At 65.4% G+C, this 14999-nt stretch carries 16 protein-coding genes and 1 tRNA gene; 3 read left to right on the forward strand and 14 right to left on the reverse strand.

Annotated features, from left to right (window positions below):
• Positions 1 to 39: 39 nt before the first annotated feature.
• The 5 genes from WOA58_RS12770 to WOA58_RS12790 are packed head-to-tail and all read right to left on the reverse strand — an operon-like array spanning position 40 to position 2233.
• Positions 40 to 792: a proteasome assembly chaperone family protein gene (locus WOA58_RS12770; RefSeq protein WP_340604618.1), complete on the reverse strand. Its 753-nt coding sequence runs from the start codon at positions 790 to 792 to the stop codon at positions 40 to 42.
• 4 nt (positions 793 to 796) lie between these two features.
• Positions 797 to 979 carry an RNA-protein complex protein Nop10 gene (locus tag WOA58_RS12775; protein WP_340604619.1) on the reverse strand — a complete coding sequence of 61 codons (183 nt, stop codon included), beginning with the start codon at positions 977 to 979 and terminating at the stop codon, positions 797 to 799.
• Positions 979 to 1779, reverse strand: a complete 801-nt coding sequence (locus WOA58_RS12780) for a translation initiation factor IF-2 subunit alpha (RefSeq protein WP_340604620.1) — start codon at positions 1777 to 1779, stop codon at positions 979 to 981. The genes WOA58_RS12775 and WOA58_RS12780 overlap by 1 nt, the downstream gene beginning before the upstream one ends.
• The gene (locus WOA58_RS12785) at positions 1779 to 1952 is read right to left on the reverse strand and encodes a 30S ribosomal protein S27e (RefSeq protein ID WP_340604621.1); all 174 of its coding nucleotides are present in this window, start codon (positions 1950 to 1952) and stop codon (positions 1779 to 1781) included. Before WOA58_RS12785 ends, WOA58_RS12780 begins: the two co-directional genes overlap by 1 nt.
• Before the next feature lie 2 nt (positions 1953 to 1954).
• Complete coding sequence (locus tag WOA58_RS12790) at positions 1955 to 2233, reverse strand: 50S ribosomal protein L44e (protein WP_340604622.1); 279 nt, start codon at positions 2231 to 2233, stop codon at positions 1955 to 1957.
• A 229-nt stretch (positions 2234 to 2462) separates the two neighbouring features.
• On the opposite strand from WOA58_RS12790, the gene WOA58_RS12795 reads away from it, so the two are divergent.
• Positions 2463 to 4277, forward strand: coding sequence for a cbb3-type cytochrome c oxidase subunit I (locus WOA58_RS12795; protein WP_340604624.1), 1815 nt, complete (start codon positions 2463 to 2465; stop codon positions 4275 to 4277).
• A gap of 4 nt (positions 4278 to 4281) precedes the next feature.
• Here WOA58_RS12795 and WOA58_RS12800 read toward each other — a convergent pair whose 3' ends face one another.
• On the reverse strand, positions 4282 to 4701 hold the full coding sequence (locus tag WOA58_RS12800) for a DUF6789 family protein (protein ID WP_340604625.1): 420 nt from the start codon (positions 4699 to 4701) through the stop codon (positions 4282 to 4284).
• A gap of 82 nt (positions 4702 to 4783) precedes the next feature.
• On the opposite strand from WOA58_RS12800, the gene WOA58_RS12805 reads away from it, so the two are divergent.
• Positions 4784 to 5047 carry an HAH_0734 family protein gene (locus WOA58_RS12805; protein ID WP_340604626.1) on the forward strand — a complete coding sequence of 88 codons (264 nt, stop codon included), beginning with the start codon at positions 4784 to 4786 and terminating at the stop codon, positions 5045 to 5047.
• Here WOA58_RS12805 and WOA58_RS12810 read toward each other — a convergent pair.
• Positions 5044 to 5406, reverse strand: a complete 363-nt coding sequence (locus tag WOA58_RS12810) for a methylglyoxal synthase (protein ID WP_340604627.1) — start codon at positions 5404 to 5406, stop codon at positions 5044 to 5046. The two genes, WOA58_RS12805 and WOA58_RS12810, sit on opposite strands and share 4 nt — an antisense overlap.
• 111 nt (positions 5407 to 5517) lie before the next feature.
• On the opposite strand from WOA58_RS12810, the gene WOA58_RS12815 reads away from it, so the two are divergent.
• Positions 5518 to 5592, forward strand: a tRNA-Met gene (locus tag WOA58_RS12815).
• Positions 5593 to 6151: 559 nt separating this feature from the next.
• On the opposite strand, the gene WOA58_RS12820 is transcribed toward WOA58_RS12815, so the two are convergent.
• The 7 genes from WOA58_RS12820 to WOA58_RS12850 all read right to left on the reverse strand — a co-directional run bounded on the left by WOA58_RS12820 (position 6152) and on the right by WOA58_RS12850 (position 14674).
• Positions 6152 to 6676, reverse strand: a complete 525-nt coding sequence (locus WOA58_RS12820; protein WP_340604628.1) for a DUF7529 family protein — start codon at positions 6674 to 6676, stop codon at positions 6152 to 6154.
• A 38-nt stretch (positions 6677 to 6714) separates the two neighbouring features.
• Positions 6715 to 7158, reverse strand: coding sequence for a DUF7555 family protein (locus WOA58_RS12825; RefSeq protein ID WP_340604629.1), 444 nt, complete (start codon positions 7156 to 7158; stop codon positions 6715 to 6717).
• A 3-nt stretch (positions 7159 to 7161) separates the two neighbouring features.
• Positions 7162 to 8541 (reverse strand): ABC transporter ATP-binding protein, encoded by a 1380-nt coding sequence (locus tag WOA58_RS12830; protein ID WP_340604630.1) that lies wholly within the window; start codon positions 8539 to 8541, stop codon positions 7162 to 7164.
• Positions 8538 to 9920, reverse strand: coding sequence for an ABC transporter ATP-binding protein (locus WOA58_RS12835; RefSeq protein ID WP_340604631.1), 1383 nt, complete (start codon positions 9918 to 9920; stop codon positions 8538 to 8540). The genes WOA58_RS12830 and WOA58_RS12835 overlap by 4 nt, the downstream gene beginning before the upstream one ends.
• Positions 9920 to 11644 (reverse strand): ABC transporter permease, encoded by a 1725-nt coding sequence (locus WOA58_RS12840; RefSeq protein WP_340604632.1) that lies wholly within the window; start codon positions 11642 to 11644, stop codon positions 9920 to 9922. Before WOA58_RS12840 ends, WOA58_RS12835 begins: the two co-directional genes overlap by 1 nt.
• Entirely contained in the window at positions 11641 to 12711 is a 1071-nt protein-coding gene (locus WOA58_RS12845; protein ID WP_340604633.1) for an ABC transporter permease, read from the reverse strand. Before WOA58_RS12845 ends, WOA58_RS12840 begins: the two co-directional genes overlap by 4 nt.
• A gap of 121 nt (positions 12712 to 12832) precedes the next feature.
• Complete coding sequence (locus WOA58_RS12850) at positions 12833 to 14674, reverse strand: ABC transporter substrate-binding protein (RefSeq protein ID WP_340604634.1); 1842 nt, start codon at positions 14672 to 14674, stop codon at positions 12833 to 12835.
• Positions 14675 to 14999 lie beyond the last annotated feature (325 nt).

Below are 14999 nucleotides of genomic sequence, written 5' to 3' on the forward strand. Positions count from 1 at the left end.
AGAAGCTTCGTGATGCGTGACGGGCGCCCTGTGCCCCGCCTATCCGATATACCGCAGGTCGTCGTCGGTCGGGACGTTCTGGTTCTCGATCTCCTGCATCCGGTCGACGACGTCCTCCATCTCGTCGGCGCGCTCCTCGAGGTCCGAGAGGTCGATCTCGAACTCGAGCAGCTCCTGGAGGACGCCCAACAGCGCCTGTGCGCTCTTGGGATCGACGAGATAGCCGCTGGTCTCGCCCATCAGACAGGCCGCATCCAGGTCGCGCCGGCCACCGAGACCCACCAGCAGGCCGCTGATCCCGACGATCCCGCCCTCGGGCTCGTTCTCGCGGAACTCCACGCCTGAGGACTCGAGCGTTTCGATCAGCGTCTCGCTCGATGCGGCCCCGAGGACGGCGTGTTCCTCGACGAGCTCGCCCGTCGGCACCCCGCCGAGCGCGAGCACCTGCTCGACCTCGAGGTCGGTCGCGACGTCGAGGACGGCCTCGGCGATCCGGTAGTGGCCGACGCCGCTGCCGGCCTGCTGGTCGCCCGTCACGACGAGCGCGTCGCGGTCCCCGAGCGCGACGTGGTGACACTCGATCGAGACGAGCTCGGCGAGTCCCGAGTCCGAGACGGTGACCTGTGGCGGCAGGTGCTCGGAGTGGATCCGGCGGACGAGCTCGCCATCGCCCTCCTCGATCAGGTGTTCGGCGACGAGCGTTCCGACGTGGCCGACACCGGGAAGCCCCTCGATCAACACCGGATCGGCGAACTCGGGCTCGGCGAGTACCTCGACCTCTACGTCGTTCATGTCCTCATTCGCGCCCTCGGCGCTTAAGTGCGCGTCGGTACTCGCCATAGCGGTCCTCGGGCGAGAAGGGCGCTGGCGCGCTGTTTACGGCCTCGGCCCCGCAGTCGGGACACTCCGAAGAAAGCGTGTACACCGGGCGATCGTGGCTCGCGCGCCACTCGCTACAGACCCGGATGTCCGACTTCATTACTCGTCGTCGGTGCGTCGCTCGCGGTGGAACTCGCCGCTGCCGCCGAGCTCGGCGATCGCCTCGCTCGCGCGTGCGGCGCTCTCCTCGAGCTCGGACTCGGCGGTCTTGTAGTTCGGCGCCTGGACCCGGATGCGGTACTCGGGCGCGCCGACGTAGGTGACCTCGAGGTCGATCTCGTTGCCCACCTCGCCGTTGCCCTCGGCGGCCTGCAGCGCCTCCTTGACGGCGTCGACGCCGCCCTCGGCCGAGCAGACCAGGTCGACGTAGCCCGTGACGGTGACGTACGGCACCGAGACGTTCTCGCGGGCGGTCTCGACGATCGCCTCGACCTCCTCCTCGGAGAGGTCGGTCTCCGTCAGGGCTTTGTGGCCGTGGATCGCGGCCTGTTCGAACCCCTCGTAGAGGCCGCCGTGGACGTCGATGAGCTCGTTGGCGACCGCGGTGTAGGTCTCGTCGTCGACGTCCTCGCCGAAGGCGATCGTCATCCAGTTGTCGGCCTTCTGGTCGTTCTTCCAGCGCTGGATGGTCTCCTTTCGCTGGTGCTCGTTGACGTCCTTATACGAGAGGTCGATCTGCTGGGAGCCCTTGTCGACCTCGAGGACCTTACAGACGACGGTCTGACCGACGCGAACGTGATCGCGGACGTTCTTGATCCAGCCCGAGGCGACCTCGGAGATGTGGATCAGCCCCTGTTTGTCCTCGTACTCGAGCAGGTCGACGAAGACGCCGAAGTCCTCGATCTCCTCGATCTTGCCGACGACGAGCTCTCCCGGGTTCGGCCAGCCGCTGTACTTCATTATCGTGCCTCGACCGTCTCGGTGACCTCGCCCTCGATGCGGGCCTTCCCGCCGGTCGGACGGGCCAGCGTGTGCCCGCAGATCGCACACGCGACCTCGGTGGAGGCCTTATCGAAGACGACCTGTTCGTTCTCGCAGTCCGGACATTCGACGGAGTAGAAGTTGCCTGCCATCGTTACTCCTGGAAGTCGACGCGGCCGGCGCGCCATCCCTCGCGCAGGTGGGCGTTGCCACACTCGCCACAGCGGTACTTGAAGTCGGTCTTGCTCGTGGGCTTCCCCCCGCTGGGGACCTTCGAGAACTTCCCGCCGTTGCCGATGCCGGTCTGGCGCTCGCGCTGGCGGTCGATCCACTTCATTCCCGTCTGGCGCCCGGTACGGGTCTTCTCGAGCTCGTGCTCGTGGTGCTCGTTACAGTACGGACAGTAGGTGTTGAATCGTCGTGGGATCTCCATAGCCTTGTCGCCCGGTTGGATACCGCGGCTTAAAACCCGTTTGGTTGATCGCCGGCCCTCGCTGGAAAGGTTCATGTGGGCGCCTGCCTGAGCTAGAGTCACGGACGGGTACCGGGATCTACACGAAAAACCACACGACTCCGCGACGATCACGGTCGCCGGTACCGGGCGAACCCGGGCGGGAGAAACGACAATGTACACGGGAATCTTCGGTGGACTACTGGTCGGTATGGTACTCCTCGCGCTCTGTGGAGGAGTCGTCTACCGATCGAACCGATCGACACGAACGCTAACGGCTGAGGACGACCTCCGGACCGACGGGGGTGAACGATCCGATGGCACCGACGGCGGGAATACCGGCGGATCTGGGGAGTCGAAACCCCGGTCCGACGGCGGCGTCGCCACCGGCTACGGCTTCGTCACCGCGAAGCCGACGGGGCTGATCCGGTGGCTCACCACCGTCGACCACCGCGACATCGGCATCCTCTATCTCACCTTCGGGGTGTTCATGTTCCTCTGGGGCGGGACCGACGCGATGATGGCCCGGACGGAGCTGCTGACGCCGAACGCCGAGGTGTTCGGTATCCAGACGTACAACGAGCTGTTCACCACCCACGCGGTGACGATGCTGTTCCTGTTCGCGACGCCGATACTGTTCGGGATCGCGAACTACTTCCTGCCGGTGATGATCGGCGCCGACGACATGGCGTTCCCCCGGATCAACGCCATCGGGTTCTGGGTGCTGCCGCCAGCCGCCGTCCTGATGCGCTTCGGCATCATCAGCGACGCGATGGCGACGATCCTCGCGCCGCTGGCCCCTGCGCTCTCGGTGCTGTTTCTCGGGTTCGAACCCCTCGACATCGGCTGGACGCTCTACCCGCCGCTGTCGACACAGACGGCGAACCCCCAGATCGACATGTTCCTGCTCGGCTTACACCTCTCGGGCATCGGCACCACGCTGGGGGCGATCAACATCATCGCGACCGTCTTCACCGAGCGCGCGCCCGACGTCGGCTGGGAGCGTCTGGACATCCTCTCGTGGACGCTGCTCGTCCAGGCGGGGCTGATCCTCTTCGCGTTCCCGCTTCTGGGCAGCGTCATCGTCATGCTGCTGCTCGATCGGAACATCGGGACCTCGTTCTTCGCGATCGAGCACGGGGGACACATCCTCTATCAACACCTGTTCTGGTTCTTCGGCCATCCCGAGGTCTACATACTGATCCTCCCGCCGTTCGGGCTGATCAGCCTGATCCTCCCGAAGTTCTCGGGCCGGAAGCTGTTCGGGTTCAAGTTCGTCGTCTACTCGACGATGGCCATCGGCGTCCTCTCCTTCGGCGTCTGGGCCCACCACATGTTCACCACCGGCATCGACCCGCGCATTCGGGGTGCGTTCATGGCGGTGACGATCGCGATCGCGGTGCCGAGCGCCGTGAAGGTGTTCAACTGGATCACCACGATGTGGATGGGTAACATCCGACTCGAGGCCCCGATGCTGTTCTGTATCGGCTCGATCTCGACGTTCATCTTCGGCGGGGTGACGGGGATCTTCCTCGGCTCGATCCCGGTCGACCTGCTGTACCACGAGACCTACTACGTCGTCGGCCACTTCCACTTCATCGTCTCGGGGATCATCCTCTTTGCCGTCTTCGCGGGCGTCTACTACTGGTTCCCGCTGATGAGTCGGCGGATGTACAACAAGCGCCTCGGGGCGGTCCACTTCTGGCTCTCGTTCGTGGGCGTGAACCTGCTGTCGTTCGGCATGCTGATCCTCGGGATGTTGGGGATGCCCCGACGTTCGGCGACCTATCCCGCGGAGTTCCTCCCGTTGCAGGTGATGGCGGGCATCGGCGCGGCGTTGCTCGCGATCGGCCAGGTCGTCTGGCTGTATAACATGCTCCAGTCCTATCGGGCGGGTCGGATCGTGATGGACGCCGACGTCTGGGACCTCAAGGAGTTCGGCCAGTTCACCCGGGAGTGGCAGTGGTTCGAGCGCCGCCTCGAACAGGTCCAGCGGACGGGAGAGGAGGGCGAGGAGGCCCGCTGACTCGCTACACCCCCATCCGCTCGTAGGCGAACCCCAGAACGAAGCCGTACGCGAGGTGGCCCACGAGCGTGAAGAAGAGATAGAGGAGGACGAAGGGCCAGGTCAGCTGGCCGGTGCCGAGGATCAGGAAGGCGACCCACAGCACCAGCCCGAAGAGCATCCCCTGGACGGCGACGTCGTTCCCGCCGGGGAGCTCGACGAGCAGCCGCCGGGCGAAGACGAAGACGATCGGCCAGACGAGGACGCCGGCGGCGGTGAAGACGACGAAGCCGACGACGTGCTGGTCCGGTAGCCCGACGAAGCGGGCGATCGCCTCGGGGGCACCGAGCTGTGATCGCGTCTGGACCTGGCTGAACAGGAAAACGAGCATCATCACGGTCGTCGCGGCGGCGCCGGCTCCGATCGCACGCAGAAAGCGATTCATACGGCCGTGGGTACTGGGGTTTCACCGAAAGCTCTGTCGGTCATCCGAAGCGCTTAATCCTCCCTCCGCCGAAGCCGGGCGTATGAAGCGGCTCATCATCCACGGGGACCCCGGCGTCAGGCGGGACGGGATCATCGACTACGACGGCGAGGAGATGGTCCTCTTCTCGATCTCGCGAAACGGCGACTGGCACGGGCCCGACCGCCCGCAGCTGTGGTGTGTCATCGGCACCGAGGACGAGCGAATGGACTTCGAGAAACGGAACTACGTCCCCCATTTTCTGGAGGTCGAGACCATCGACGCCGACGCCCTCGACGTCGTCCGAGAGCGGGGTACGGTCAGCTAAACGCACTCGATCAGACACGCCGCGCTCGCGAGGTTCGTCGCCAGCGGCGTGTCGTGGACGTCACAGATCCGCAACAGCGCGGTGATGTCGGGCTCGTGGGGCTGGGCACGAAGCGGGTCCCGGAGGAAGATCACGCCGTCGAGCTCGCCCTTCGCGACCTCCGCGCCGATCATCATGTCCCCGCCCAGCGGCCCGGACTCCATTCGCTCGACCTCGAGGCCGGTCTCCTCGTTGATGCGTTTGCCCGTCGTGCCGGTGCCGATGAGCTCACAGCCCGTGAGACGCTGTTCGTGCTCGTGGACGAACTCGATCAGGTCGGGTTTCTTCTCGTCGTGGGCGATCAACGCGAGTCGCGTCATACACCCCCTGTGTGCGCCGCCTTCAAAGGTGTTTGTCCCGGGTCGATCGCGCCGCCGGCCTGCGATTTCTGAATCACAACCCTTAACTACGGGACGCCGGTATGAACTGGTAGCGGGATGGGATAGCCAGGAGATTCCGGCGGGCTCATAACCCGCAGACCGGTAGTTCAAATCTACCTCCCGCTATACTTCTGCTGCGAGCAAACCCGGCGAGTGGAAAGTGTAGCACGTGGTAGTTCGAATGAAACCGAGGTTCTTCACGAAGTGCATGTTCTCGGGCGTAGTTCAGACCCACCTCCCGCTACGCCTTACGCGACTACGCGCGAGAAGCGACGGGCGCCGGAAACGCCACGATCGGCACATGAGAGCGGCATCCGGCGACCCGAATCCCCTCCCCGCAACCTCTTTCAAACCGAACCACGAGTGACGGGGGCGTGATCCGACTCCGAGTGGCCCCCAGTAGTGACGGGACGGAACACCGCCCGGCGATCCGTCGGCGAGGCGTCCCCGTGTCCGTCGGGTCGGGGCGTGCTACGCCCGCAGGAACACGTACGCGACCGCGAGGACGATCAGGAGCGCGATTCCGGCGTAGATCACCATCGACCGCTGTCGTCTGGTCATGGGATGAGTAGGGGGCGGGGACTGATCAATCGGTGGCTTGCCCCCTCAGGAAGCCGATCGCGCGGTGTACGGGTCGTTCGATCCGCGGGGCGGCGACGACCGCCGTTCCGACGCCGCGTCGGGCCTACGCTCGATCGACGTCCGGAAGGAACGGATCGGGGTTGCCGTGGCGAACCGACCCCAGGGCGGTCCCGTCGACGGTCTTGAAGTGCGAGTGGACACGGCCCTTCGCCAGGGCGGACTTGATCATCCCCTTCGCGAGCCGAATGTCGTACTGGCCGGCGACGAGGATGATCGTATCGCTTTCAGGATCGACGAATTCGGTGACCAGATAGACGTAGCCGTCGGTCTCGTTCCGATAGACCTGGTACTCGGGGAACTCGCCCCGGTCGAACGCCTCGGAGAACGGCTCGGCGTGGTTATCCGGGAGCATGTAGACCAGGCCGAACCGGTCGTCGTCGCCCTGGTCCCTGCTCACCGGGGAGGTATGAACGGCCGGCATCGAGACGACGTCCCAGCCCTCGTCCCGGCGGCGATCGGCGATCTCCGCCATCTCGTCGTTCGTTCGGACCCACGCCTCCTTCACGGCGTTCGACCGCTCTCGAACCCCGTCGCCGTCCGTCCCGGGTCGACCCATGTCTCCGTTCATGGAAACGATCGCTTAGTCTCTTTCGGTGAGGCTTCCGATCAGGCGATCCCGAGGGCCGTCTCCATCAGGTACGACGCCAGGAGGATGAAGAGACTCCCCAGGAAGAGCTTCCCCGCGGGGTCGATGCGCCGGATCGGCGGGGGCGCCGGCAGCCACCGCAGCGGGGGGGACGCCGCCACGAGCGTCTGGAACCGGGTCCGCTCCGGCGCGGACTCGCTCGCGATCGCTCGCTGTCGATCCCGAGCGTCCTCTCGCAGCTCCTCGGGCGAGGAGGGCCACAGCCGGACGGTCGCGTACGCCATCAGCAGGAATCCGATCAGGAAGAGGACGGTCTTCGCCCGGACCAACCCGCCGCCGGTCGCGGCGGCGACGACGAGCGCGACGGCGATCGCCGCCGCCGTCGTTATCAGCGCGTATGCTACGGCGTCGACGCAGACCAGCGCCGCCGTCCGGAGGCGGGCGGCGAGCGAGTCCCTGTCCATCGCCTATCGGTGGCGCTCGTCGAGCACCTGACCGGGATCGCGGTAGTCCGCGTCCGGGTCGTGGCGGTGACAGAGGCTTCGGCGACCCGAGGGGCTGACCTCGTAGTAGTCGGGTTCAACCGGTTCGGCGTCCGCGTCCTCGGATCGATCTTCGTCGGGAACGCGTCCCTCACAGACGCTGCCGAACGTCTCGAAAAGGACCTCGAGGGCCGTCTCCTCGTCGCCCGATCGGACATGGTCGGCGGTCTCATCGAGCGTCGCCTCGACGTCCTCGGGGAGCTCCTGATCGGCGAACAGCTCCTCGTAGACCTCGTCGATCGTCCCGAAACGCGACTCGCGCCCGAGCAGCCCCCGGATCCGCTCGGTGACCGTCCGATCGGCCCGCTCGCGCTCGCGCAGTACCTCCCGGAGAGTGCCGATGCGGGTCCACAGCTCGTCATCGAGATGGCGGTACTCCTCGGGCCGGATACGCGCCGGACAGCGCGTGCTGAACGGGCAACCGGTCGGCGGATGGCGCGGGTTCGGGGGCGTGCCCTGGAGGGTGATGCGGTCCCGCTTGGCCGTCGGGTCCGGTTTAGGGATGGCCGACAACAGCGAGTGAGTGTAGGGGTTCGCCGGGTCGGTGAACAGCTCCTCGGTCGGTCCCAGCTCCATGATGTTCCCGAGATACATCACCGCCACCCGGTCGCAGATATGCCTGACAACCGAGAGGTCGTGGGCGATGAAGAGGTAGGTCAGCCCGAACTCCTCCTGGAGGTCCTCGAGCAGGTTGATCACCTCGGCCTGCACCGAGACGTCGAGCGCGCTGACGGGCTCGTCGAGCACGATGAACTCGGGTTCGAGCGTCAGCGTTCGCGCGATGCCGATGCGCTGGCGCTGACCGCCCGAGAACTGATGGGGATAGCGGTAGTAGTGCTCGGGCTTGAGGCCGACGGTATCGAGCAGCTCCCGGACGCGCTGGCGGCGCTCCCTGGCGGTTCCCCAGTCGTGGACGTCCAGCGGCTCGCGGACGATCTCGCCGACGGTCATCCGGTCGTTGAGGCTCGAATCGGGGTCCTGAAAGACGATCTGCGTGTCCCGACGCCACTCGGCGAGCTCGCGTCCGGAGAGCTCGGTCGCGTCCCGGCCGTCGAACAGCACCTCGCCGCCGGTCGCGGACTCGAGCTGGACGAGCGTCCGGCCGAGCGTCGTCTTCCCACAGCCCGACTCGCCGACCAGCCCGAGCGTCTCGCCGCGCTTGATGTCGAAGCTGACGCCGTCGACGGCCTTGACCGGCGCGCTGGAGAACAGCCCGTCGTCGTCGTAGTAGGTCCGCAGGTCGCGGACTCGTACCATCACGTCTCCTCTACTGCGCTCGGCGTCGGAAGCGGGTTCCTGGCTCATCGGTCCTCACCTCCGGTCGGCCGGTCCCCGTCGGCGGGGCTCGCGGCCCCTCGGATCGAGTCGTCGCGCTCCGCGTGGCGCTCGACGGCTTCCTCGGTCGGCCGGTCCTCGGGGTACAGTAGGCAGGCCGCCCGGTGGCTATCGGTCCCCTCGTTGACGGGCATCGAGACCGGATGGACGTGCTCGCAGTCCTCGAATGCCTCGGGACATCGCGGCGCGAACCGGCAGTAGGTCGCCGGCTCGTTCGGCGTCGGGACGGTCCCCTCGATCGTCCGCAGTCGATCGCCGCTCTGTCGGCCGGGAATCGACTCCAACAGTCCGCGCGTGTAGGGGTGTCTCGGTTCGGCGAACAGCGGCTCCACGCCGGCGGTCTCGACGATCTCGCCGGCGTACATGACGTTCACCCGATTGGAGACGTCGGCGATCACACCCATGTCGTGGGTGATGAACATGATCGCGAGGTCGCGCTCGACCTGCAGCTCCCGCAGGAGGTCGAGGATCTGGGCCTGGATCGTCACGTCCAGCGCCGTCGTCGGCTCGTCACAGATCAGGACCTCCGGGTCGCAGGCCAACGCCATCGCGATCACCGCCCGCTGGCGCATCCCGCCGGAGAACTGGTGGGGGTACTCGGCGACCCGACGGCGGGCGTCGGGGATGCCGACCGCCTCCAGCAGGTCGATGGCCTCACGGGTCGCGTCCCGGCCGGAGAGGTCCTGGTGCAGCCGCAGTGCCTCCTTGATCTGGTTGCCGACGGTGTAGACGGGGTTGAGGCTAGTCAGCGGGTCCTGAAAGACCATCGCGATCCGGCCGCCGCGTATGGCCCGCTGGGCCTCCCCGCTCAGCCGGGTCACCTCGACGAACCCGTCGACCGGGTCCTCGTGGCTCCCCTCGGTGACGAACACGCAGTCCCCGCGGTCGATCCCGAGCGCGTCGCCGTAGCCCACCCCCGTGAAGTCCTCCAGGGTCGCCTCCTCGGGGTCCTCGTAGCCGAACGAGGAGGGCGTCGCGTCGACGTCCGGGTGGTCGAACAGCGCCGCCGGGTCGCGGTCGCCTTCGAAATCAGTCAGGTCGACCGTCCGCTTCGGGAACCGTTCGGCGAACTCGCGGACGGTCTCGGGATGCCGGTAGCGGATGCTGCTGCCGTCGAGGATACGACCGGGCGATTCGATCAGTCCCATGATCGAGCGGGCGGTGACGCTCTTACCCGACCCGCTCTCGCCGACGATCCCGACGGTCTCGCCGGGTGCGATGTCGAACGAGACCCCGTCGACGGCCCGTATCACCTCCTTGTCGGTGAAGAAGGCCGTTCGGAGGTTCCGAACGGTGATGATCGGCTCGGTTCGCCCGGTCGTATCCTCGTGTTCGAGTTCCATCGACATCATCCACCACCTCCGGCGGCCGCGGCCCCCGCCTCGTCGGCCCCGGTATCGGTCTCGGGGTCCATCGCGTCGCGAATGCCGTCACCGAGCGCGTTGAACCCGGTGACCACCAGTACGATCAGTATCCCCGGGATCGTGGCGATATGCCACGACGACGTTGAGACGTACGCACGGCCGTCGCTGACCATCCGTCCCCATTCGGGGGTCGGCGGGTTGATCCCCAGCCCGAGGAACGACAGCGAGGCCGTCAGGATGATGACCCCGCCCAACAGCAGCGATGCGTAGATCATGATGTACGCCGAGATGTACGGCGCCATGTGCTTTCGCATCGTCATCGCGGGGGTCTGGCCGTAGCTCTTGGCGGCGTCGACCCACTCCTCCGCGGCGACTTGCAGAGAGGGCCCACGTATCGAACGCCAGAGTCCCGGCCAGTATATGATGGCGAATATCAGCGCCAACAACAGCCCGCCATCGTAGACGTCCGCGATCGGGTGGTTCGCCTCCTGGAAGATGACTGATAGCAACAACACCAGGAGGAACCCGGGAATCGAGATGATGGTGTCGGTGGTGATGATGGTCAGCGTATCGACGAGTCCCTTGTAGTAAGCGGTCACCAGCGACATCGTCAGGGCGATTCCGGTCGCAAGCCCGATCGCCGTGATGGCGATCACGAGCGAGGTTCGGGCCCCGTAGACGAGGAAAGTAAAGAGGTCCTTCCCGTCCTGGTCGGTCCCGAACGGCGACCAGCGGTCGTAGTCGTCATAGCTCATCAGCCCGATCGTGCTCGACCCGCCGCGCGACTGGCTATCGAGGTTCGCGGTGCCGTGGGTCGTCGTCGCGACCGTGTCGCCGTCGAGATACTCGACCTCGTGGTCGTACGGCGTGTAGATGTTCGCCTCGGCCGTGACCGGGCCGAGCGCCGGCGCCCAGATCGCCATTACGACGAACATGAACACGACGATCAGCCCGAAGAGGCCCCAGTAGTTGGTCCGGAACCGGGCGAGGCTGTCGTCCGTCGGCGTCCAGTCGGCCTCGCGGTAGTGTTCGCGAAACACCGTATACCCCTTCCACGCCCAGGCGAGGCAGACGAAGGCGTAGGTGTAGATGAGCGTGACGCGAAGTCCCCAGGCTACCGCCGGCGAGAGGCCGAGGAAGGGCCCCTCCCAGCCGCCTCCGGGCGTTCGATGGCCCTGGTTGGGTATCGTCTCGCGGCTGGTCAGGGTCTGTGTCGACGCGATGGACTCGAGAAGGCCCGTCAGCCGGCCGACGACGGCATCGAACGCCGCGCCGACCGGTCCCAGCGCGAACAGCCCGATGATCGCCGCCAGTGCGGCCGTCACGAGCAGCCGATCGACGAGGACGGTTCGGTCGGCCTCCCTCGTCCCGGGGTCGAAACCGAGGCGATCGGACGGCGACCACGCGACGAACGACGTGAGTGCGGTGGCGATCCCCAATAGGATCAAGAGCGTCGTGACGAGGAGGACCACCGTTCCAGCCATCGGACTGATCGTCTCCGCCACATTCCCCCCGATCCACCACGGGATCGCGACGAGACCGTCGATGATAAACCGGAGTACCTCGCCGAACCGGATGACGCCGGCAACCACCCGGCCGAACTCGAGGGCGAGCAGGACGAACGCGACGGCTGCCCAGACGGCGGCGGGACGCGGGTTCGCGGCGATGCGTTCGCGGAGCGTTCGGTCGTCGTACTCGTCGTGGCTCATTGTTCATACCCCACGCGTGGGTCCAGGATGGTGTACAGGAGGTCCTGAAGGACGTTCAGCGAGATCGTGATCACCGCGAACACGAAGATCAGCGACCCCGCGAGCGGGAGGTCACCCTGAACGGCCGCCAGATAGAACAGCCGTCCGAGCCCGTTGATCGCGAAGACGACTTCGACGATGACCGACCCGCCGAGCAGCAACAGCGCCTCGTTCGTGATGATCGGCACCAGCGGGATCAGGGCGTTGCGAAAGACGTGCTTCCAGATGATCACGCGCCCCGAGAGCCCCTTGGCTTTGGCCGTCTCGACGTAGTTCGAGTTGATCGTCTCGAGGATGGCGGTCCGTCCGATCCGCAACTCGGTCGCCATCGACGCCGATCCCAACACCAGCGCCGCCGGGAGGATCACCTTGATCGCGACCGCAAGGGTTCCGGGATCGAAGAACAGACCGGTCGGGATCGCGATCATCCCGAGGCTCGTCCAGTCGGTCACCCCGACGAAATCGAGCGGCGGCGTCCCGAGAACGCTGCTGGTCGTGGGCCCGAACTCGTACCAGTCGAACCCGAGGAAGCCACCGCCCTGGGTCTGGCTGAGCAGCGCGATGATCATGATCCCCAGCCAGAAGTTCGGCATCGCGAGCCAGACGATCCCCGAAAAGGAGGCGATGTAGTCGGACCAGCTGTTCGGGTTGAGGCCGGCATAGAAGCCGAGCGGGATACCGATGAAGATCGGCAGCAACACCGCCCAGAAGCCGAGCCAGATCGTTCGCGGGGCGAAGATATACACCAGATCGAGGACGTCCCGCCCGCTGTAGACCGCCCACGACTGGCCCAGGTCGAGCGTAAGCAATCCGGTGATGAAGTCGATGTACTGTCTCCAGAGCGGGTCGTTGAGTCCGAGGTTCTCCCGGATCTGTTCGGCCTGTGCGCCGCTGGCTTCCGGCCCGAGCAGCGACGCCACCGGATCGAGCGGCCCCATCCTGAGGATGACGAAGATCAGCGTCATCACGAGAAAGAGGACCGGTATCGCGAGCAGCGTTCGTTTGATGAAATATCGCCAGCGGCTCATGGTGCGTTACGTGTCTTTGCTGCCATATACGGGATAGTGTCGGCTCATGGTTCGGAGGGTCATATAGACCGCGATTTTCGGTCGATTCGGTCATGGGGCGCCCCGGACGAGGGCGGAGGTGCTACTCGTCGTCGAGTTCGGTCTGCCAGTCGAGGTAATAGCCGTCCGCCTCCTCGGGGATGAGTTCAGTGTTCGTGTTCTCCGGTTCGAACCCGAAGTGTCCGTAGGACGGGTCGACCCAGCTCCAGATCCATCCGAGGGTGTAGAACTCGAGGTCACCGTCCTCGCCGCGGTTCTGGAGGGTCCCGAATTCGGTCTCCTCGATCGAGAGGTCGATCGGCAGGTCGGCGACCTTATCGCGGGTCAGGCCGGCGAAGTCCTGGAACGCCTCATCGTCGTAGGTGGTGATCGTCATCTCGAAAGGGTCGTCGTCGCTGTAGCCGGCGTCCTCGAGGAGTTCCTGTGCCGCCTGTCGGTCGGTCTCGTTGGGGCTATAGGGCCACTCGTCGACGAAATCTTGATAGGCGTCCTCGCCGCCCGGCCACATGCCCGGCGGGGTGAAGGAGAACGCCGTCTCGCCGCGCTCCTTGAAGACGATCTCGATCAGCTCGTCGTGATCGGTGACGTACGCGATGGCCTGTCGAACCGGCCGCGGCACGTGGCGTGCGTTGAACGCGGCGTAGAACGTGCTCAGCTCGGCGACGCCGAGATAGTTGACGGTCTCGCCGTTCTCGAGGGGGCCGTATGTCCCCACCTCGCGGCCGGTGTCGTCGGCCTCGGCATCGACGTTCTCGGGCTCGTAGAACGGTGTCGGGATCTCAAAGAGGTCCGCGTTGCCCTCGTTTACGTACGTCCAGATCGCGTTGTCGTCCTCGATGATCTGCCAGTGAATCGATTCGAGCTCGGCCGGTTCGCCGTGGTAGTCGTCGAAGCGGGTGACGCGGGCCTCGGTGCCCGGTTCCCAGCCGTCGAGCTCGAAGGGACCGGTCCCCGCGGCCGTTCCGGTCGAGAACTCCTGTTGGTCGACCTCGCCATCGTACCCCTCGATATCGTCGACGAACCCCTCGGGCACGGCCGCGAAGGAGTCGTACGCGAGAATGTCGAGCGCTGCCGGATCGGGGTTGGCGAGCGTCACTTCGAGGGTACTGTCGTCGATCGCCTCGACCGCGAGCGAGTCAGGGACGACGTTCGCCGCGCCGACGCCCTCATCCTCGTCGACCTCGTGTTCGATGCCGAGGAAGCCCGCCCCGATCGCGAAGTTCGCCCGTTGGCTGTCGGGCGACTCGACCAGTCGCCGCCACGCGTAAACGAAGTCGTCGGCGGTCAGCTCCTCGCCGTTGTGGAACTGGGCGTCGGTCAGCGTGAACGTGTAGGTCAACAGGTCGTCCGAAACGTCGACCCCCTCGACGAGCTGGTTCTCGAGCTCGGTCTCACCGTTGGGGTAGTGGACCAGGTTCTCGTACATCTGGTTGATGACGGCCCCCGATGCCGTGTCGGTGGACTGGATGGGGTCCAACGTCGTCATCTGGGAGTTGATCATCCGGAGCTCGTCGCTGCCCTCGACCGTGGTATCGTTGTGCTGCTGGCGGTGTCCGCCGAGCGGACCGGTCTCAGCCACGTCGACCCGGTCGTACCACATCCGCTCCTCGAGGTTGTGAAACAGCGGCAGCAGGATCATGTCGTCGCGCACGGCCTCCTCTATCTCAACGTAGGCCTCGTTACGGATGTCTTCAGCGTCCTCATCGGGGTTCTCCTCGATCGTTTCCCAGGCGTTCTGGGCCTTCCGAGCGGGGTTCTCCTCGTCCCCATTGCCGCCGTTCCCGCCGTTCCCCCCGTCCCCGTCCTCGCCGTCGTCGCTGTCGAAACAGCCCGCCAGCGCGACCGCGGTCGCCGACCCGCCCGCAGCCTGTAGAAATCGCCGTCGGTTGATACGTTCGTCCGACGAACTGTCGTTTCGTACCATGATGTTCAGTCTGGACCACATTCATATATATGTATTGGTTTTTAGGCTCTCTAATACACCTCTTCTTCATGAAGCGGAGTTCATTTGACGACATATGGAAATATATCCTGATATAAGTGGATGAATATACGATAAGTATCGACACGCGACCCACGTTTGAATCATAATTATAGATAATATATACTATTCCTCAGGCATTCATCAACCGAAAAGCTAGACAAGGTACTGCCCGTCCGACCGATCGAGTACGGATAGGGACGTCGGCGGGTCGGCGAACCGGGCTGCCGGGGGAGGCCGACACGAGTGTTCGCCCGCGAAGATCCCG

The organism is Halalkalicoccus tibetensis, assembly GCF_037996645.1.
Classification (GTDB): domain Archaea; phylum Halobacteriota; class Halobacteria; order Halobacteriales; family Halalkalicoccaceae; genus Halalkalicoccus; species Halalkalicoccus tibetensis.